This window comes from Finegoldia magna (genome assembly GCF_003182075.1).
Classification (GTDB): Bacteria; Bacillota; Clostridia; order Tissierellales; family Peptoniphilaceae; genus Finegoldia; species Finegoldia magna.
On record NZ_QGTH01000010.1, the window covers coordinates 26,198 to 46,650 of the forward strand.

At 30.7% G+C, this 20,453-nt stretch carries 15 protein-coding genes; all 15 read left to right on the forward strand.

Features of this window, described 5'->3' with window-relative positions:
- The first annotated feature begins 1 nt into the window (after position 1).
- The 15 genes from DES33_RS05340 (at position 2) to DES33_RS05410 (ending at position 20,450) form a co-directional block, all read left to right on the forward strand.
- The gene (locus tag DES33_RS05340) at positions 2 to 1,075 is read left to right on the forward strand and encodes a Gfo/Idh/MocA family oxidoreductase (RefSeq protein ID WP_101540571.1); all 1,074 of its coding nucleotides are present in this window, start codon (positions 2 to 4) and stop codon (positions 1,073 to 1,075) included.
- A complete protein-coding gene (locus tag DES33_RS05345; protein ID WP_110058312.1) occupies positions 1,062 to 2,531 on the forward strand; it encodes a condensation domain-containing protein in 1,470 nt (489 codons plus the stop codon). The genes DES33_RS05340 and DES33_RS05345 overlap by 14 nt, the downstream gene beginning before the upstream one ends.
- Positions 2,524 to 3,951, forward strand: coding sequence for an acyl carrier protein (locus tag DES33_RS05350; RefSeq protein ID WP_170111621.1), 1,428 nt, complete (start codon positions 2,524 to 2,526; stop codon positions 3,949 to 3,951). The genes DES33_RS05345 and DES33_RS05350 overlap by 8 nt, the downstream gene beginning before the upstream one ends.
- A complete protein-coding gene (locus tag DES33_RS05355; RefSeq protein ID WP_110058314.1) occupies positions 3,948 to 5,021 on the forward strand; it encodes a saccharopine dehydrogenase family protein in 1,074 nt (357 codons plus the stop codon). The genes DES33_RS05350 and DES33_RS05355 overlap by 4 nt, the downstream gene beginning before the upstream one ends.
- A complete protein-coding gene (locus tag DES33_RS05360; RefSeq protein WP_110058315.1) occupies positions 5,022 to 6,095 on the forward strand; it encodes a Gfo/Idh/MocA family oxidoreductase in 1,074 nt (357 codons plus the stop codon).
- The gene (locus tag DES33_RS05365) at positions 6,071 to 7,489 is read left to right on the forward strand and encodes a condensation domain-containing protein (protein ID WP_110058316.1); all 1,419 of its coding nucleotides are present in this window, start codon (positions 6,071 to 6,073) and stop codon (positions 7,487 to 7,489) included. The genes DES33_RS05360 and DES33_RS05365 overlap by 25 nt, the downstream gene beginning before the upstream one ends.
- A gap of 160 nt (positions 7,490 to 7,649) precedes the next feature.
- Positions 7,650 to 9,980 (forward strand): methyltransferase domain-containing protein, encoded by a 2,331-nt coding sequence (locus DES33_RS05370; protein WP_110058317.1) that lies wholly within the window; start codon positions 7,650 to 7,652, stop codon positions 9,978 to 9,980.
- Between the two features lie 19 nt (positions 9,981 to 9,999).
- On the forward strand, positions 10,000 to 12,126 hold the full coding sequence (locus DES33_RS05375) for a methyltransferase (RefSeq protein WP_110058318.1): 2,127 nt from the start codon (positions 10,000 to 10,002) through the stop codon (positions 12,124 to 12,126).
- Positions 12,127 to 12,150: 24 nt separating this feature from the next.
- Positions 12,151 to 12,804 carry an alpha/beta fold hydrolase gene (locus DES33_RS05380; RefSeq protein ID WP_101540578.1) on the forward strand — a complete coding sequence of 218 codons (654 nt, stop codon included), beginning with the start codon at positions 12,151 to 12,153 and terminating at the stop codon, positions 12,802 to 12,804.
- A gap of 693 nt (positions 12,805 to 13,497) precedes the next feature.
- Complete coding sequence (locus tag DES33_RS05385; RefSeq protein WP_227930678.1) at positions 13,498 to 14,106, forward strand: TetR/AcrR family transcriptional regulator; 609 nt, start codon at positions 13,498 to 13,500, stop codon at positions 14,104 to 14,106.
- Positions 14,107 to 14,276: 170 nt separating this feature from the next.
- A complete protein-coding gene (locus DES33_RS05390; RefSeq protein ID WP_101540580.1) occupies positions 14,277 to 14,858 on the forward strand; it encodes an MptD family putative ECF transporter S component in 582 nt (193 codons plus the stop codon).
- Positions 14,855 to 15,541, forward strand: a complete 687-nt coding sequence (locus DES33_RS05395; RefSeq protein WP_110058320.1) for an energy-coupling factor transporter transmembrane component T family protein — start codon at positions 14,855 to 14,857, stop codon at positions 15,539 to 15,541. Before DES33_RS05390 ends, DES33_RS05395 begins: the two co-directional genes overlap by 4 nt.
- Entirely contained in the window at positions 15,538 to 16,998 is a 1,461-nt protein-coding gene (locus tag DES33_RS05400; protein ID WP_101540582.1) for an ABC transporter ATP-binding protein, read from the forward strand. The genes DES33_RS05395 and DES33_RS05400 overlap by 4 nt, the downstream gene beginning before the upstream one ends.
- Positions 16,999 to 18,714 carry an ABC transporter ATP-binding protein gene (locus DES33_RS05405; protein ID WP_110058321.1) on the forward strand — a complete coding sequence of 572 codons (1,716 nt, stop codon included), beginning with the start codon at positions 16,999 to 17,001 and terminating at the stop codon, positions 18,712 to 18,714.
- Positions 18,714 to 20,450 (forward strand): ABC transporter ATP-binding protein, encoded by a 1,737-nt coding sequence (locus DES33_RS05410; RefSeq protein WP_110058322.1) that lies wholly within the window; start codon positions 18,714 to 18,716, stop codon positions 20,448 to 20,450. Before DES33_RS05405 ends, DES33_RS05410 begins: the two co-directional genes overlap by 1 nt.
- The last annotated feature ends 3 nt before the right edge of the window (positions 20,451 to 20,453 follow it).

Genomic DNA, 20,453 nt, shown 5'->3' on the forward strand with positions numbered 1-20,453 from the left:
CATGAGACTAAAAGTAATAGTGTGTGGAACTACATTTGGACAATCTTATATGAGAGCAATAAGTATGAGTGATAGCCTTGAACTGGTTGGTATATATGCAAAAGGAAGCAAACGCTCTATGGATTGTTCAAAAATTTATAATGTGCCTTTATTTTCCGATTTGGATACTATTCCTGATAGTGTTGATATTGCGTTTGTGATAATTAAATCTGGAGTTCTTGGGGGAGAAGGCACGGAGATATCTAAGCACCTTTTAAAAAAAGGAATAAATGTAATGCAGGAACATCCTATCAACCATAGTGAAATTTCCGAATGTTTTAAAATAGCTAGAGAAAATAATGTTTTTTACAAAGTTGGAAACTTATATCCTTATTTAGAAAATGTTCAAATTTTTTGCAATGCAAGTCGATATCTGAGTTCTCACGATGCATTTCAATATGGAAGTGTTATGTCATCTTCACAAGGATTATATGGGCTTTCGTCTATACTAATCAAATCACTTAACAACCCCCGTAGTTATATGATAAATAAGAGCGAAACAGTTCAGAGATATCCCTTTAGCAATATAAGAATTTCTAATGGACAATCAGACGTTTTTTTACAAATTCACAATGAAATCTCAGACAAGGATGGCAACAATCACATGCATTTACTACACAGGATCATATATTTCTTTAATTCTGGAAGATTAGAACTTAATGATACCTTTGGTTCGGTTATTTGGAGAAGCAGGATGAATGTTTCAGATGCTTCTGCATATAGAAACGAAAATAATCGAAGTGACACATCGAGTTTGATGGAATGTATTCTAGCTGATGAAAATGAAGAAACGTACTCGGGGTTACTAGAAAAAAAATTTCCTTCTTCAATAAAAATGCAAATAGATAATTTTATTGAAGAAATAAGAAATAAAAACATGAATGGAATAGAATTGCAAAGAGAACTATTAATTTCAAAAAAATGGAGCGATATAACTCATGAAATAAGCTTTCCTAGATTGACTAAATTTCATGAAAATTATAATGATTATACTAGAGGTTTGAAAGCTTTGAGGAATACAAATGAAAAATGTTAAAAACTTTAATAGCTTAAAAGTATTTGAATATCTAAAAAGTTTAAAATCAAAAGGTATTTATCTGTATGTGGAAGAAGGAATTCTTAAATATAAGGCGAAAAACAATGTACTGTTAAAAGAAATCTTAAATGATATAAAAAGCAACAAGGAAGATATTACAAAATTCCTTATGCTTGCAAAAGACAACTATGTAGACTTAAGTTCGCTTCAATTGGCATATATGGCAGGGCAGTCAAAAACTCAAGTGTTAAATAAAGTGAACGCACACTACTATATAGAATACTCAAAAGAGAATATAGATGTATCAAAATTAGAGAATGCGCTAAATATTTTAATAAGGGAAAATGATGCATTGAGAATGATAATTTTATCATCTGGGCATGGATTAATAATAGATGAGATGCCTAGATATAGAATTCAAACATATAATTTAGTTAATGGGACTGATAGATTATCTACTAGAGAAAATTTATCCCACAAACGTTATTTTTATGATTCTTGGCCAATGTTTACTATTGTAGTTGGCAAAAGCGATAAGTTTGAAGATGTTTTTCATTTTAGCTTTGATTGCTCTATATTGGATGCTTGGTGTGCAGGCAAAATGGTGAATAATCTTTTTAAAATTTATTCAGGGCAAAAACCAAAACAAACAGAATATACTTACAAAGATTATACCTATGATCTTAAGGGCTACAAAGAAAAGAATAAAAAAATAATTCAAAAAGCTGAACAGTATTGGGAAAATCGAATTTTAGCTATCAGCGACAGTCCCGAATTAAAATACAATAAAAGTTTTAATGAATTGCAGACGACCACCTTTAGTAGACAAGAATTTTCTTTTGAAAAAGGCGTTGTAAAAGCATTAGAAAAATATTCAAAATTACATAAAGTTACTTTAACATCTATTGTAATGACCATATATATGATTACACTATCGAATATTAGCTCAAGAAAAAACATATCCATAAATATTACGGTTTTTGGGAAACTGCCTTTAAACAAAAATGTTGATGAAATTCTCGGGGAATTTACAAATAATGGATTAATAGAATATAAAGATGAGAATGATGATTTTGTAGAAGCTGTAAAAAGTACTCAGAAACAAATATTTAAATTGTTAGAATTTAGAGCTTATGATGGTGTAAATATATTGAACAAAGCGAAAATATCAAGTTTAGGAAAACAAAGATATTTTCCTATCGTTATGACTTGTATGATTGGTGAAAATTATAATTCTGTAATAAATGGATTTAAGGAAGAATATTCCTTAAGTCAAACACCACAAGTTGCGTTAGATCATCACGTAAGAATAATTGATGGAACCATGAAAATAACGTTTGATTATATCGAGGAGTTGTTTAACAAGAATCAAATACAAGAATTGATATATGCATACAAAGAAAAGATTGATTCTATATGCAAAGGAAATATGGGAGGTAGCAAAGATAATGAGTGAATTAGTCGAAAATAATAAACTGGATATCAAAAAGTTTAGGGAAAAAGTTCTCATCGCAACGAATATCGAAAATGATAGAAAACATTTTTTAAAAACAAAAGTTGTCAATAAAGTTAATGAAAAAGAAATAAAAAAAAGAACATATACAGTAAAAAAAATTATAAAAAAGATTTTAGCAGAAATAGATAATGGAAATATAAGCGTCGATAGAGAAAATATGCATATAATCACATACTGGAGAAACTACACAAAAAATTTTAGCGAAGATGCGATGCTGAACAAACAAACAGATGATGATTTATTCAACTTATTAAACGACAAAAAAGAGTTATTTATTTATGCATTAGAAAAAAGGGAAAATAAGAATTATTTATTAATGGATAAAAAAATCTCCCCTGAAATATTAAGCTTTAGGGATGAAGATGTTTGCAAGTCTTATAGGAATATAATACTTAATATCAAAAATTATACAAGTGGTGATTTTATAAGCGTTGGTATAGTAAATCCAGGACAAGGCTTATTTTTGAATCACCTATTAAAAAACATACAAAACATAAAGGAGGTAGACTTAATAGGACAAACAACTCTATCTATTAAAGATTTAAGAAAAGAATATAACAATATAAAGTTTACAAAATGGAAGATGGATGAAAATTATATACTAGGAGAGCATGTGGGGAAATTCAACTACTTATTTATGCCAAATGTTGTCCATCATTTTAAAAACATTCAAAAAGAGTTAGAGCTTTTGAGTATGACTTTAAAGAAAAGCGGGATGCTATATTTAACAGATTTTGTAGACGTTGATCCAGTGTCAAGATTAGTAGCTATATTTTTTGAAGATAAAAAGGCAAGTATAAATGATGATAAGAAAAATGGATTCTTCTATAAGAATGATTACCTTGAAAAAGTAATCAACTCTTTAGTTACAAAACCACATGACTCGTATATTATTCGACGTGGGAACGTATTTGAGGCTTGCCTTATGAATAATCTTAATTACAAAGACGAGATAGATTTATTTGCAAAAGAAAATGAAATATCTAAGTGTAATATCAAACTTATCTATGATAAGGAAAATACTCTAATAAAAGAAAATATAGAAAAACTCAATGATGGTTTAGATATATTAAAACATGAGTATGGCATGGGAACAGATTCAAAGACTGCAAACATTCAAAAATTGACAAATTTATGGAAAAAGAATTTAGGAATTGACGATGAAAATTTTGGGAAGTCTAACTATTTCGAACTTGGCGGAGATAGCTTATTAGCTACTAAACTAGTTGTGGCTATTAATAAGGAATTTCACTGCGAATTGTCGCTTACTGATATTTTTTCCAATGCATATTTTCAAGAGATGTTGAAGTTAATAGAAGACAAAAAGGATAATTTATCTATCATAGAAGGTGAAATATGATTGGTATTGTTGGTGCAAATGGAGAAATAGGAAATCTATGTATTAAGTTTTTAAAAGATTACGGGATAAATAATATAAAGGCAGGCATAAGAAATAGAAATTTATTAGAAGAAAATTCTAATTTTAGTTACGATTACATAGATTTATCAAATAAAGAATCATGTATTTCTTTTGCTAAAAACTGTGATTGTGTTATAAATTGTGCCACAGCTAATAAAGAAGGAATTAAAAATTTAGTAGAAGCAGTTGAACTTGGCAAAACCAAGCTGGTTGATCTGACGTATTATAGGAATATTGAATTGCCAAAAGTTAAAAATTCATTAATTTGTCATGGCGTTGGAGTTTCTCCTGGTTTAACTGAATCTCTTCCAAAAATAATTACGAAGCATTTTGATGAAGTAGAGTCTCTGAACTTATATTACGTTACAATAGATAAATTCACCTATTCGTCTGCAAAGTCATATTTGGAATATTTGGATAGCTCGAATATCTATCCAATGACAGAGATAAATGACTGGAAACTTCAGGCGACTTCCTATAACGGTGAAGCTATTAGTTTGAAAAACCTGTCAGTGAAACTAAAACAAATCCCTTATATGGACAACAGATCTATTTCTATTTGTAGAAATTTAGGGATAAAAAATGCTAAGTTTAATATATGTATGCCTGACGGAGAAACATATAAGCTGTTAATGAACCCAAATTTTCGTAAATTTGACAAATCTGAAAAAATTCGCAAATTGATTATAGCTTCCAGACTTGATGTACAGATCTTTGATTCCTACTGTGCCATGTTAGTTGAATCCAAAGGGCAATTAAGAAACAATGAGGTATTTCATAGATTTTTAATTGAAGAAAAATCATCTGCGAACTTAACGGCAATTATTTCAGTTGCTGTTGCAGTAAAAATATTGAAAAATACATACGACGTAGGTATATATGAAATGGCAAACTTGGAATATAGTAGTAAATTTTTAAGCTTAATTTTAGATATAGACAAAAAAGCAAATATTATTTTGGAAAATGGAGAAAATACTTTGTTCAAGAATTCAATTGGTGGGGAAATATAAATGAAAAGATTAAATGTCATAGTATGCGGTTCTACTTTTGGCGAATACTATGTTCGAGCCATACAAAAAAATACAGATAAATTTAACCTAACAGGTTTATTGGCAAAAGGTAGCGCAAGATCTCATCGTTTATCCGAAAAATATAACATACCTTTGTACTCTAATATTGAATCGCTTCCAAAAGACACTGATGTTGCATGTGTAATAATTCGATCAGAAGGTGCTGGAGGTCAAGGGACACTAATATGTAACAAATTAATACAGAAAGGGATACATGTTATTCAAGAACAGCCGACTCATAGTATATATTTAAAAGAAAGTTACAGACTAGCAAGAATTAACGATGTAATATATATGACTTCTAATTTATATAATCATTTGCCAGCGATAGAAACATTTAAATTATATAATGAAAAATTAAAATCACTTTCAAAACTTGAGTACGTGAATTTATCTTTTTCAACTCAAGTTTCATATACGGTTTTTGATATCATTTCTAAGTTAGGGATGCATGGAAAATTATCTTTGAATAAAAAAGTTATAAAAAATGAAGGTCCATTTGACATAATCAGCGTCAGACTTGATGAATTACCCATTTTAATAGAATTCAATAATAGAATAAACCCCAACCATTCAGACAAGAACATGTCTATTATGTATAACTTTAGGTTTTATTATGAAGACGGAATATTATCTTTAGAGGATATATTTGGTCCCGTTACGTGGCGACCCAGAAAATATATAGAATCAAGGGATAGTGTTTCAGAGGTTGAAAATCAATTACCTTTCCAGATAATTTATTCTAACGATTTAAATATGGAAGAATGTTTTGAGGAAACCTGGACTACTGCAATCTTAAAAGAATTAGAAGAAATGTATCATTACATTGCACAAGGTTGCATAAATCAACAAAGAGCTAATGGAGAAATAGCTGCAGCTATAAACTGGGAAACCTTATCCGAATTCGCTGGTTATGCCGAATTAGTTAACACATATAGAGAATGCGAAGTAATACTAGATACTTTCAGAAATAATGTAAGGAGAATAAAATGCAAAAAACTAAAAAACTGGTAAATCATTGTAGAACAAATGGTATTGAACTGTATGTCGTAAATAAAAAATTAAGATATAAATCATTAAAAGGTAAAATAACTAAAGAATTATTAAATGAATTAAAAGAACATAAAAATGAAATTATAGAATATTTAGAGCAAGAAAAAGAGAGTGATGGGAAAATAGATATTAACATGTCTTTTCCGCTAACTCCAGTACAATCAGCTTACGTATTAGGAAGAAGTGATTCGTATTCTCTAGGAGGTGTATCTTGTCACATCTACCAGGAATTTATTTATGAAAAGTTGGATGTTAATAGAGTAGAAAAAATATGGAATAAAATAATAAATAAAAACCCCATGCTTAGAGCTGTAGTAAACCCAAACTCCACTCAAAAAGTTATTGAAAAAACTCCGAGGTATAGAGTTATGGAAGGGAAAAGAAAAACCCTAAGAAATAAACTAGAAAACAAACATTATATACTGGGTGAATGGCCGATGTTTGATATAGGTATATCTCAGGAAAGAAAATACAGCGTTTTGCATTTTTCAATGGATTTTTTAATAGCTGATTGGCTGAGTATATGGAATTTATTAAAAGAGTTTGAGGATATGTACTTTAATTGCGAAGACATCCAAATAATGGATAACAGTAAATATACCTATGCGGACTATATAAAAAGTATCCAGATTAAGAGTAGAAGCAATAAATATTTCAAGGATAAAGAATTTTGGAAAAATCATAAAAATGAAATAAAAGCAGCTCCGCATTTGCCTTTACTTGAGGAAAAATCATACACTGATGATTTTATCAGGCATTCATTGTTGCTGAGGAGAGAAGATTGGGAGTTTTTTAATAAAACTTCACGAGAAAATGGTTTAACACCTACAGCCGCTATACTATCTATCTACAACGAAACCTTAAAAAGATTTAGCATTAATAAAGATTTTAGCATTATTCTTACTACATTTAACTTAGAAGAAAGAAAAAAGTTTGGGAACATAGTAGGAGATTTTACCAACACATCAATTATATCAACAACCTCAACGAACTGCCCATTTAAAGACGCAACACAAAGCATTAATAAACAAATATTTAGAAACTTGGATCACAGTAGTTATTCTGGAGTTGAAGTTTTAAGAGACTTATCAAAAAGTATTGGCAGTAAGGAGTTTTTATTACCTTTTGTATTTACTAGCGCAATTGGATTAAACAATAGAGACATGATTGGAAAGTATGATTACGGAATTTCTCAAACGCCTCAAGTACTGATAGATTGTCAAACAATTGATACACCAGAAGGTCTTAGAATTAATTGGGATGTTAGAAAAAACAAATTAAGCGAGATGTTAGTAAAAGACATGTTTAATTATTTTGAAAAAAATTTAATTAAATTGTCACAAAAAAACCTCTGAATGGAATAAAAATACAGGGCATTACCTTTCTCCATTAGAAATTAATTATTTATATGGTGCTGAGAATTTAAATAAATATTCGCCAATTAAATTGTTGGACAAAATAGAACATTCAACCGTTTTGCATTGTAGTGATTACTCATATATTCGAAATTGTACAATGAGAGATGAACTATGCCTTGGTATAATGCTAAAAACGCTGATAAATTTAGGAGTTTTTAAGGAAACAGAAAAGAATAAATATAAACTAGCGGAGCAGTATAACCAAAGAGATGATCAAAAATACAGCTGGGTAATACATAGGTGGATTGATCAATTAAATGTTATGGGGATTATCGAAAAAAATTCATTGAGTAAAGAGTATGAGGCGGAACTAGAACACGATGAGCATTTTTATATTATAACATGGGAAAGATTATTTTCTCGATGGGTTGAAACACATGGAGATTTAAATGTACTTAAATATATAAAATCAAATTTAGAGAATTTAGAAAAAATAATAAAAGGCGAAATAGATCCAATTAGCTTATTATACCCTAATGGGTCTACTGTTTACACAAAAGCATTATACGAAAATAGTTATAGTGCATCTGTTATAAATGATTGTATTTCTAGCGTTGTTGAAAAAATTATAAAAGAAAAAAGACAAAATAAAATAAGAATATTAGAGATAGGAGCTGGAACAGGGGCTACAACTAAAGAAATTCTAAAGAAACTAGAAAATGTAAATTATGAATACTTTTTTACGGATTCACAGAAATATTTTTTTCCAGAAGCAAAAAAAACTTATAGAAACAACAAAAACATTAAAATCAAAAAATTAAACATAGACTTATCTCCTGTTGATCAAGGATTTGATGAAAAATATTTTGATATTATCATAGCTGCTTACGTATTAGACAACACTAAGGATGTACCTAAAACTTTGGAACATATTTCAGAAATAATAGCTCCAGATGGTTATTTGTTGTTCTCAGAGCCTTCAAGAAATGAGCCGTGGTTAATGGCATCCCAAGCTTTATTAATGGAGGAACCCCTAGATGAATATAGAAATGATTGTTTTTTCCTAACTGTTGAACAATGGGTCAGAATGTTAAATAGCATGGATGGGAAGTACCAGACAAAGATTTTTCCTGAAGATAGCGTAATTAGAGAAAGACTTAGTGCTACATTATTTGTAAAAAAGATATCAAATATGAACAGTATACGCTCATCATATAGAGATTCTAATAATGAAAAAAGATCGGGAAAAAGTGATATCCAAGATGAGAACAACTTTGAAATACCAATGACATCTCTCGAATTAAAAATAAAAAATATTTGTAAAAATACATTTGATGTGAAAGAAATTAAAAAGAATACAAATTTTTATGATATTGGTGTAGATTCTTTAATGATGGCAAAATTTGTAACAGAATTGAAGGATGATATAATAACGGACTTACCTTTTGAGTATTTGTTACGAGAGTGTATAAAAAACCCTACTATTGATGGTGTAGCAGAAATTATTAAATCAGGTAATAATTTAGAAAATGTAGAAACCAATGAAAATGATTATTCAATTGTATCACAAAGGCTAATTGAATCAGATTGCAATACTAAAGATAAGGTTTTAAGAGTTTTAATAAATGGTGCGTTTGGAAATGTAAGTGATCTCGAAAAATTAGGAATCCAGCTCGTAAATCAAAACAAAGGGGATGTTTTAATTTTAGGTGTTTCAAACAAGGATTTATATTTAAGTACACAAAATGATAAACTAATTTCACGCCTCATTAGTCAATACTATGAGTGTATTGTACGTCAAGATTATAAAGACGTTCAATTGATAGGATATAGCTCAAGCGGAACAATGGCTATAGAAGTAGCGAGACGTTTGTTAGAATCAGGTATTAACATAAAGAATCTCTCTATTATAGAAGGTGGTATATTGCCCGACATAAAATATGATGAAATCATTTTAGAATTTATCTTTTTAAGAGCTTTTAATATTGATCTTGGTGACTTTGAAGTAAAAGATAGAAATGTTATTGATGGTTTAATTAAACAAAATGTAAATTATCTTTTAAACCTAGAAGTCAAGGACGTTATAAAAAATTTAAAGGATCAACAAGATGTAAGGATTTTAAAAGCCTTACAGAATAAAGAACAAGACGAAAGGTTTCATGAATATTTTAAATTAATTAAGGATAAACAAGAAAAACATATTACGGAAAAGTCTTTTTCAGAATTATATAAAATCTTCAAAAAATCTATTGAAATTCAGAAGTTTGTTCCTGATCCATACTTTGGAAATATTGATTATTATATAGCATCCGATAATATTGGAATATATAAACATTTTGAAAAACTAATGGGCAATCTTTCTGAGATAATAATAGGAGATATAAATAGATATGACATACCAGGGAACCACTATAGTTCAGTACAATCTCTAAACAATGCCAAGATTTTGGCAAAGAAATTAGAGATAAAAGTAATGTCCAAGCATTAATTACGTTGGAGGAATAACAATGAGAAAGAACTTAATCGTTTGTGGGTATTTACCAGAACATCATTACTTTTACAATTTAATCGAAACATCTAATAAAATAAATTTGGTAGGGATATTAGATTCGTATAATGAATTAGCCCTTAAAAATGCATATAATAATAATGTTTCATGCTTTAACAGCCTAGATGAAATATTGGAGAATTTTGGGAAAATAGATTTAGCATATATTCCAAAAGCTTCATTTATAGCTTCTGAAGATAACAGATTAAGCATCTCTTTATTAGAAAGGCAAATATCTGTTCTAGATGAGAATTCATGCAATTCAGAATTATTAATAGAGAATTTAAGAAAAGCAAATCAAAAAAATGAATTTTATTACGCTTATAGACACATAATTGATACTGCTTTTTTTAACAGAATGATTGGTATAATTAAAGATTTATCAAGAAAAATGGAAATTATTTTAATAGATGCCACTTTCGAACAGAAAAACTTAATTCTAATCTCAAGAATTATATGTGACTCTTTAAAAATAAATACAACTATAAAGGTAAAGAATAACGATGTTTATAGCTATTATTATTTGATAACAGGAGAAATAGGTTCGTATGATTATATGTTTAAAATTTATAATATTGACAATCGAAGCATGTACAATAACCAAAAACATATTAATGCATTAACCTTAATAACCAACGAAGGATCCCTAACAATAGATTTAACATTCAAAAATATTTGTTGGCATGGAAATAATCTAAAACCATCAAAAACAATTTTAAAAAATCATGAAATAAGTGATTGCGAAAGCAAAGTTCTTGACAATTTTATAAGTAAAAGAATTATACAGAGGGATGTGCAAGCAATACTCAATGATGCTGTTAAAATAAAAGAGATAGATGGGCTATTAAGTGGAGGGGGTAAAAAAAATAATGCAAAACAATTAAAGGGAAAAATTAAAACAAGTGTTCACCTTAGCCTGTACAATCAAATTACTTCGAGTGATACAGGGGGTGCAATAGATAGGGACCTTAAGACTATTAAATCCAACATTTATAAAAAGTATTTATATTATAAAAATGATTTTCTAGATGACTATTTTCAATCAATGAATAATTATGTGGGAATGGAAATTATGCTATTTCTTAATTCTAAAAATATCTTCAACAAACCGTACAAGAAATATAATTGCAATGAAATTATGAACAAAGTTACTTCACGAAAAACTAAAAGGAATGAAAGTATTATAAAATTATGGCTTTCTCAATTATCTAACACAGGATTTATAAATTCTGATTATGACAATTATTATTGGGCATCAAATGTAGTTTTAAAAACCGAACGAGATAGGATATATGATCATTTGAGTTTTCTTTGGAATTGGAAATTGGGAAATCCTCTTTCTCTTAAATATTTAAAGAAAAATATTAAAGAAATGGACAAACTCTTTAACGGTGAAATTAATTGCAATGAGATATTGTTTCCTCAAGGGAAAATAGATTATGCTGAAGCATTATACAAGGAAAATACAATTTACAAGATGCTAAACGAACTACTTGCGTTAAAAGTAGCCGAATATATCTTGGGCAATTGTGAAGAAGATAGATTATCGGTATTAGAAGTAGGTGCAGGAATTGGAGCAACGACAAGTGCAATTTTCACTATGTTGGAAAAAATGAATTTACAAAGAAGATGCGAATATATATATTCGGATATATCGGATTTCTTTTTGCAAATCGGTAGAGAGAAATTCACAGGAGTAAGTGATATTAATTACAAAAAAATTGACTTAAATAATTATAGGCAATTAAAGATATTACCACAGGCAGACATAATCGTAGCTGCTGGAGTTTTAAATAATGTAAAGGATGTCGACATAACGCTGGAACTATTATACAAAAAGATAAAACCCAAAGGTTTGTTGCTTATTACAGAACCTGTTGGAAATCAAATTGAAATGCTTGTATCACAAGTATTCATGATGGAATCTATATTGAAAAATGATGAAGATGATAACAATTTGTTTGCAAGTGAAGTTTTATGGATAGAGAAACTAAAAAAAACAGGCTTTAACAACATAGAATCCTTTCCGAGCGATAGTCATAAATATAAAGAATTCGGCCAAAGGTTATTTGTTGCCGAGAAATAAGAAAATAAGAAAATAGGAATTAAAATGGAAAATAAAACTATAATTTTTGTATGCGGGGCTTTTCACGGCGAGTGGTGTTGGAATGAAAACTTTGTACCATTTTTCAAGAACAGAGGATATGAAATAAAAATTCATGTTCTTTCAGACGGTGCGAAAAATGTAGAAGAATCTATTGAAAAACTTAAAGAGATAACATCTAAAATCAAAGGTGAGTTTACGATAATATCTCATTCAATTGGGAATCTATTTGTCAATGAATATTTAATGAAAGGACATAGAAAACCAGCTTCTTTAGTAATCCTAAATCCGTATCCTGTGAATAAAAAATTTATAAATGCCGTAAGAATAGCTAAACGATTTTTTTGCCTAAAAAATAAAGAGCTATATTTTTCAAATACAAAGAAAGATGTAAACAAATATATAGATTTATTAAAAAAAGAAGAACCTTCAGGGATTAAATCTCTTACAGTATGTCACAAATATAATAAAAGCTGCGTTAGAGGAATACCAGTCTTGATTATAGGATCATTAAATGATAAGTGTATCCCATTAAACTCACTATTGGATACAATGAAACTTTATGATGGAAAATTAATAATTTATAGGAATGTTTGCCATGACAGCATGTTAGATTCTGAATGGGAATCTATAGCTGGAGATATAGCTGAATTTATATAATATCTAAAATTCCGAGCATTAATATTATAAAATTGAATTTAGTGTTTCATTAATCAGCAGCAATAGTTTTCAATAAATAAGTTGACTTTTTATTATTAGCTCTTCTCTATAGCCCCTCTATTGCTTCTTAAGATATATGGCTTATCAAACATTTGTGCATATACAGCTGGATAAATCATCATATAAATGATAGTCGTTGATGGTTCCTCAAGTTAGAATATTTGTTCAATATCTAGAGAAGAGTATTGATTATTTAGAAATTTATCTTTAACATATGCGTGAAGTATTGGATTCTCAAATTTTAAGTATTTTCTTCCATCTAGTATTTGGTGCTAGTATTTGGTGGCATTTATTATTTGTGCAAACAAGAAAATATTTACAGGAGGCTTGCTTCTATTAAGGTCCCTTGAAAATGTTAATTTATTTCAGAACAATTTTGCGCAATTTAAATTGCTCAATAACCAATGTGTGATTTTTCGGGATAATTTTATGAACTTGCACAGTGGTAATTAATAACGCACACCCCTTATATATAAATAACCAATAACTTTTAAAAGGTTATAGCAGTAGGAGCATCAAAAACCTAGCATGGTAGTTTCTACAAGTCTATTATGATAATGGTTATTGACAAAAGAATTAGTCAGTGGTAACATTATGATAACAGCGTTATCTTTTTAGGGGGGAATGCAAGTGATGAATTTTGGAACACGTGAAAGAATATTAAGATGTGGGAAAGAGTTGTTTTTAGAAAAGGGATTCGAACAAGCCAGTCTGCGAGAGATATCAAAGATGGCTGGTGTTACTACGGGGGCTTTTTATCGAAATTTTAGTGACAAAGAGGAACTTTTTTCAGAATTAGTAGATCCGCTGGTAGAAGCTGTATTTACAAAGTATAAAGAATTTGAAGAGAAAAATTTTCAAAATTCAGGAGATAATCACGAGAACTTAAATTCAAAAGTGAATATAGAGGGAACGATAGAGGTCAGCCTTTTTCTTTTTGAAAATAAAGAGATTTTAGAACTGCTAATTAATTGTTCAGGTGAAACAAAGTATAGCAACTTCATAGAGCAATTAACCTTAATGCAAGATGAAAGTCAAAAAAAAATAAAGAATAGAACAGGATCTAAAAATGTTATTGTTGAAAAAAGAGCGAGCATAGGAATTCATGCATTGAACCATGCAAGATTTTCTGCATTGATAGAAATAGTTTTACATTCTGATAGTGAAGAGGAGTTAATTATAAATTCAAAGCTGATTGCTATTTTCTTCGAAGAAGGTTGGAAAAAAATAAAGAGTTACTAAATGCTCTTTTTTACCCAGACGATAACGGCGTTATCAAATATATTAAATTAATTTAGGAATACGATAATGGGGAGGAAAATTATGGTGAAAATAAATCTTAGTGGATAAACAAAACTTAATAAATTAGAACAAGAAAAGAAAAACAAAAATATTAAATAAGGAGCGTTGTTATGAAATTAAAAGATATTGTTCAAATTGCAGTATTAACTGTTATAGGTTTTGCTATTGGAATGGTTGTTTCAATGTTCACTGGAACATTAGGTACGATCTCACTTTATGCTTCAGCGGGATTTGCAGCCTTTGTTGTTGGACCAGTTTTTGTAATTATGGCAAAAAGGGTTCGAAAGAAAGGCGCTGCTTTTCTTTTTTGGATAGTTTACGGATTGCTGTATGCTGCTATGGGTTACTGGATCATGATTCCAATTTGTCTGATCTCTGCGATTTTATCTGAACTTATAGCTGGAGACTATTCTTCCAATACAAAAGTAGGAATAGCATTTACAGTTGGAATGTTTATTGTGGCTATGCACCCAATCATATTTGTCAAGATTTTAGGTGTTGAAGGAATTGTAAAGTTTGCAGCTTCAATTGGTAGGGAACAAGCAGAATGGATGGCTAATTTTTACACTACTAAAAATATTTTGATAGCTGTTGCTAGTAATATCGTTTTAGAATTTTTAGCTGGTAAGTTTGGAATCTACATCAATAATAAATTCTTTGAAAAGAGAACGGATGGGGCAATCTTGAAATGATAAGCTTTAAGAAAATCCAAGAAAATAATGTAAATCCTATAACTTTGTTTGTTTTAATAATTTTTACATCATTCTTGATTTTTCTTGTAAATGATAGGTTGTTTCTTTATATCTTAGTTGCAAGTTTTGCTTTACTGTTATTTTTCTCTTTTAAGGAATTTATCAAGAGGATTATTATCTATTTAGTCATGATTGGCTTGGTTAAATTAATTTCCATGACCAATATAGGACTAACCACAAATGCATTAATAGCTCTATTGGCATTAGGATTAAGGCTATACCCTATATTCAATATAGGGTTAGCCCTAATTTTAACGAGTCCCCTAAAAATAATGAGTGCTTTAAGAAAAATAAAAGTCACTAACAATATAAGCATTGCTCTTGTGACAGCCTTAAGATATTTAGGTGAACTGAGATTAAGAATGAAAGAAATTAAGAATGGCATGAAGGTACGTGGATTTAGAGCAAATGTTTTTCGACCAGTATATTCATTTGAATTATACTTGATTCCTTTAATTTACAAATGCCTCCATATAAGTGAAACCTTAACTTCTTCAATTATTTCACGAGGAATTGAGTATGAAGGGGATAAAACAAGCTATAGATCAATAAGATTTGGTTTGATAGACCTTGTCTTCATAGGAATATTCACAGGGATATTAATTGCATGGAGGTTGACATGAAAGTAATAGAAGCAACTATAAAAAGTTTTAAATACGAAAACGATACTAAAGAGACATTGAAGGAGATCAATTTAAATATTGAAGAAGGAGAACTTGTTGTAATAACAGGTTTGTCAGGTTGTGGAAAAACTACTCTCACCAGAGTTTTAAATGGTCTTGTCCCTCATCATTATGGCGGTAATTTAATTGGTGAAGTTAAGCTTCTTGGCCAGAATATTCTAGACTATAGAAAAGGTGAAATTGCAAAGCATATTGGTAATGTTTTTCAAAACCCTAGTGATCAGTTTTTTGCCACTGTTGCAGAAGACGAAGTCGCTTTTGTAGGTGAAAATCTTGGCATGGAGTATGAAGTTTTAAAGGAGAGAACGAAACAAGCCTTTCGAGAAATGAAAATAGATAATTTGCTGGACAAAAAACTATCAGAGCTATCAGGAGGGCAGAAACAAAAAGTTGCCATAGCTTCTACATTAATTTACGACACGAAGATTATTTTCTTTGATGAACCCTCATCGAATTTAGACTTCCAAGGCATTGCTCAATTTGTGGAAATCATAAAAGATCTTAAGAAGATGGGAAAAACACTTGTTATTGTAGAGCATAGACTTTTTTATTTAAGAGACCTTTATGACAGATTACTTTATATGAAAAACGGAAGAGTAGTTAAAGAATTTGGAAAGGGCAGATTAACTGAAGTAGATTGTAAGGAAAACAACCTAAGGAGTATTAATTACGAAAATCTTGTTAGTGAGAATGCAACCTCTTTTAAAGAAAAAACTGAAGAGATTAACAAATTAAATATATCTATAGGAAAAAGAACTTTGATTGAGAATCTTTCCTTTGAATTGCATAGAAATGAAATCATGGCTATTGTCGGTGCGAACGGCATTGGAAAAACAACGTTAGCAAGAACTTTAGCTGGTTTAATTAAGTCGAAAGGTTCTATAAGCTTTGGGGCTTATAGAAGGGAAAGACTAAAGAATGCTTATTACATGATGCAAGATGTAGACTATCAAATATTCTTTGATACAGTGGAGAATGAACTAATACCAAAAAATAGATTACAAGATGATAATTATCTAGTGCAAGTTAAAAATTATTTAGAGCAAATTGATTTATGGGATAAAAGATTGGAGCATCCACAAAACTTATCTGGAGGCGAGAAACAAAGGTTATCGTTAGCGACTTCTTTTTTGAGTGAAAGAAAAGTAATAATCTTAGATGAACCAACATCGGGGCTTGATTATAAACGAATGGCGGAAATATCCACATCAATAAGAGATTACGCTAAATATCACCCTGTTATTATAATAACGCATGACCTAGAGCTTATATTTAAGACTTGCAACACAATTTTAATGTTAAATAAAGATTCATTTAAAAAGATTAAGACTTATGGTAACGAAAAAGCCATATTAAATTTTTTAACTAATGAATCCTTATATGAGGAGGTTATTTAAATGGGCTTAATTAAGCAATATGTAAAAAAAAGAAAGGGAAGTTATTTCGCTTCCATTTTACTAGCTATCATAGGCGTGGTTGCTAGCCTTTTTTCCTACATTTACATGGCCGAAATTATAGTTAGCCTAATAGGTGGTAATGGAACAACAAAATATTATCTAAATACATGTTTAATGATTCTTCTAATGTTTGTCATTAAAGAGATTGCTTCATGTGTCTCTACGATGATATCTCATACAGCAACATTCCAAGCACTTGGAGAAATCAGAAGGGACATTTCAAACAAGTTATTTAAGATGCCCTTGGGCGATGTGATGTCCAGATCATCTGGAGAATTAAAAAATATTATGGTGGAACAGGTAGATAGCATGGAAACATCCCTTGCCCACCTAGTGCCAGAGTTTACAGCTAATTTAGTAGGACCTGTCGTACTCTTAGTCTACATGTTTATCCTAGATTGGAGGTTGGCTCTCTTATCACTCGTGCCCTTTGTCATTGGCATGTCCATTATGATGAGTGTTATGAATGATAGTTACAAGGAAATGTTTGGAAAATCCGTAGCTATTGGACAAAGAATGAATAACTCAATTGTGGAATATATCAATGGGATTGAAGTTATTAAAACTTTTAACCAAGGCGATAATTCATATGAGAAATATTCCGATGCAGTTTATGACAACGCCCAGTTTTATTATGACTGGATGGGTCAAACCATGACTAAGGTGGCCATCGGTCGATTACTATCGCCTATGGGTATTCTAACCATTATTCCCTTTGGAATTCTTTTCTATCTTCATGGAAGCATTGCTCTACCAAGTTTAATCACCTTGATTGTCTTATCTTTTGCAACAGTATCAAGCATCGTAAAGATTATGAACTATATGGATGACTTATCTAGAATATCAACCATAACAGGAGAAATTGGAAAGATATTAGACTCCAGAGAGTTAGAAAACAGGGAGCAAAGCAAAGAGATCAAGGGATATGACATTGAACTTAAAAATGTAGACTTCTCCTATGATGGAGAAAAGAAAGTCATTGATGATATCTCTTTAAAAATTGAAGAAGGAAGCACTTCAGCTCTCGTTGGGCCGTCTGGTTCGGGCAAATCTACTTTGGCAAAACTGATTGCAGGATTCTGGAATGTGGACAAAGGGATAATAAAAATAGGTGGTGTGGAAACAAGAGATATGTCACTAGAAAAACTCTCTTCATTAATTTCCTATGTATCTCAAGACAACTTCCTCTTTGATATGTCTGTAAGAGAAAATATACGTACAGGTAGAAAAGATGCAAGTGATAAAGAAGTAGAAGAAATTGCCAAGAAATCAGGTTGCCATGACTTTATTATAAACCTAACTGATGGTTATGACACCATCGTTGGGGAAGGTGGAGGACACTTATCTGGTGGAGAAAGACAAAGAATATCTATTGCAAGAGCAATGCTTAAAGATGCTCCTATCGTTATCTTAGATGAAGCCACTTCCTATATTGACCCAGAAAATGAAGCGGTTATTCAAGAGGCCATTAGAAACCTAGTTAAAGGTAAAACCCTTCTTATCATTGCTCATAGGTTAAAAACGATTACAGATTCCGACCGAATTTTTGTCATCAAAGACGGAAAACTGGACAGCTTTGGCACCCAAGAAGAACTGGTTCAAAAATCTGAAGTGTACAAACAAATGGTCGAAGCAAGTCGAAAGGGGGAAGAATAATGATTAAAGTATTTAAAAAGATATGGAATTTTTCCCAAGAAGAACAAGGTTATATCCGAAGATCCATTATTGCAGGCTTCTTCCATGCTATCTTTAATGCCCTTCAATTTGGTGCCATTTACTATATGCTGATTGCTATATTCAGCCAAAGGGTAAGTACACAAACTATTTGGATTTGTTTAGGTATATTACTTGTTTCACTGATTGGGAAAATTGCTACACAAAAGATTTCACAAATGAATCAAACCCATGCGGGCTATTTTATGGCTGCTCATAAGAGAATTGAAATTGGGGAAAAGATTAAAAAAGTACCGATGGGATTTTTCTCAAGCTACAGTCTTGGCAGATTAACAACCATCGCAACAACAAGCTTAAGTCAGGCGGAACAATGGATTCCTATGCTTTTGGTTTTAGTACTCGGTGGCATTCTCAACACCTTGATATTTGTCCTCGGTACTTTCATTTTCAATCAAAAGATTGGTCTTGTGGCGGTGGTTGGTGTTATTGTGTTCTTCATTGTAACTTCTCTAATGGAAAAGAAGTCTACAAAAAATGCAAAGAAGATGACCGAAACACAAACAGAATTAACAAAGCAAGTTTTAGCAGCCATTCAAGGCATGCAGGTGATTAAGTCCTATAATTTAGCAGGTACAAACAATAGAAAGCTTGAAAAATCGATTAAGGACACCTCATCTCTTTTATTGAAGCTTGAAAAAAGTGTTCAGCCCTATATTGTTACACAAAGAATCGTTATGGGCATTACAACCGTTGCTATGACTTATCTTTCTATCAAATTGAATTTAGCTGGAGACTTGCCATTGGCAGAAACCATCCTTATGATTATTGCCAGCTTTATCATCTTTGAAGGCTTAGTTGGAGCAGGTTCAAATATGGCCATTTTAAGGGCAGCAGAAAATGCTATAGATTCCGTAGATTTTGTCAATGAAATTCCAGACATGAAAGAGGGAACAGAACGCACACCCATTCAAAATCACAATATTGAATTTAAAGACGTATCTTTCTCCTATGACCAAAGACCGATTCTTAAAAATGTGTCTTGTGCAATCAAAGAAAATACAATGACGGCTATTGTTGGACCATCTGGTTCAGGTAAAACGACCTTCTGCAACCTCATTGCTCGTTTCTGGGATGTAGATTCTGGACAAATTAGCATTGGTGGTAAGAATATCAAAGACTACACCATTGAAAACTTAATGAACAATATTTCTATGGTGTTCCAAAATGTCTATCTCTTTGAAGATACCATCGAAAACAATATTAAATTTGGCAAACAAGATGCAACGAAAGATGAAATCATTGAAGCAGCTAAAAAAGCACAATGCCACGACCTCATTATGACACTTCCTCAAGGTTATCAAACCATGATTGGAGAAGGTGGAGCAAGTCTATCAGGTGGTGAAAAGCAAAGAATATCCATCGCCAGAGCTATGCTAAAAGATGCACCAATTATTATCTTTGACGAAGCTACAGCCAACATTGACCCAGAAAACGAAGACAAGTTAAAAGAAGCCATAGAGTCTTTAACAAAAGATAAGACCGTTATTATGATTGCCCACAGACTAAAAACCATTAGAAATGCGGATCAAATTCTGGTCTTAAATCAAGGCAATATTGTCGAACGAGGAGACCATGAAACTCTTATGGCATATGGTGGACTCTATAAAGACTTGATTAAAGCCAAGAAGGTATCTGAAAGTTGGAAATTGAATAATTAGGAG

Excerpts from the sequence above, each read along its gene's own strand:
- DES33_RS05340 (WP_101540571.1), top strand. The coding sequence starts at position 2 with ATGAGACTAAAAGTAATAGTGTGTGGAACTACATTTGGACAATCTTAT.
- DES33_RS05345 (WP_110058312.1), top strand. The coding sequence starts at position 1,062 with ATGAAAAATGTTAAAAACTTTAATAGCTTAAAAGTATTTGAATATCTA.
- DES33_RS05350 (WP_170111621.1), top strand. The coding sequence starts at position 2,524 with ATGAGTGAATTAGTCGAAAATAATAAACTGGATATCAAAAAGTTTAGG.
- DES33_RS05355 (WP_110058314.1), top strand. The coding sequence starts at position 3,948 with ATGATTGGTATTGTTGGTGCAAATGGAGAAATAGGAAATCTATGTATT.
- DES33_RS05360 (WP_110058315.1), top strand. The coding sequence starts at position 5,022 with ATGAAAAGATTAAATGTCATAGTATGCGGTTCTACTTTTGGCGAATAC.
- DES33_RS05365 (WP_110058316.1), top strand. The coding sequence starts at position 6,071 with ATGCAAAAAACTAAAAAACTGGTAAATCATTGTAGAACAAATGGTATT.
- DES33_RS05370 (WP_110058317.1), top strand. The coding sequence starts at position 7,650 with ATGAGAGATGAACTATGCCTTGGTATAATGCTAAAAACGCTGATAAAT.
- DES33_RS05375 (WP_110058318.1), top strand. The coding sequence starts at position 10,000 with ATGAGAAAGAACTTAATCGTTTGTGGGTATTTACCAGAACATCATTAC.
- DES33_RS05380 (WP_101540578.1), top strand. The coding sequence starts at position 12,151 with ATGGAAAATAAAACTATAATTTTTGTATGCGGGGCTTTTCACGGCGAG.
- DES33_RS05385 (WP_227930678.1), top strand. The coding sequence starts at position 13,498 with ATGAATTTTGGAACACGTGAAAGAATATTAAGATGTGGGAAAGAGTTG.
- DES33_RS05390 (WP_101540580.1), top strand. The coding sequence starts at position 14,277 with ATGAAATTAAAAGATATTGTTCAAATTGCAGTATTAACTGTTATAGGT.
- DES33_RS05395 (WP_110058320.1), top strand. The coding sequence starts at position 14,855 with ATGATAAGCTTTAAGAAAATCCAAGAAAATAATGTAAATCCTATAACT.
- DES33_RS05400 (WP_101540582.1), top strand. The coding sequence starts at position 15,538 with ATGAAAGTAATAGAAGCAACTATAAAAAGTTTTAAATACGAAAACGAT.
- DES33_RS05405 (WP_110058321.1), top strand. The coding sequence starts at position 16,999 with ATGGGCTTAATTAAGCAATATGTAAAAAAAAGAAAGGGAAGTTATTTC.
- DES33_RS05410 (WP_110058322.1), top strand. The coding sequence starts at position 18,714 with ATGATTAAAGTATTTAAAAAGATATGGAATTTTTCCCAAGAAGAACAA.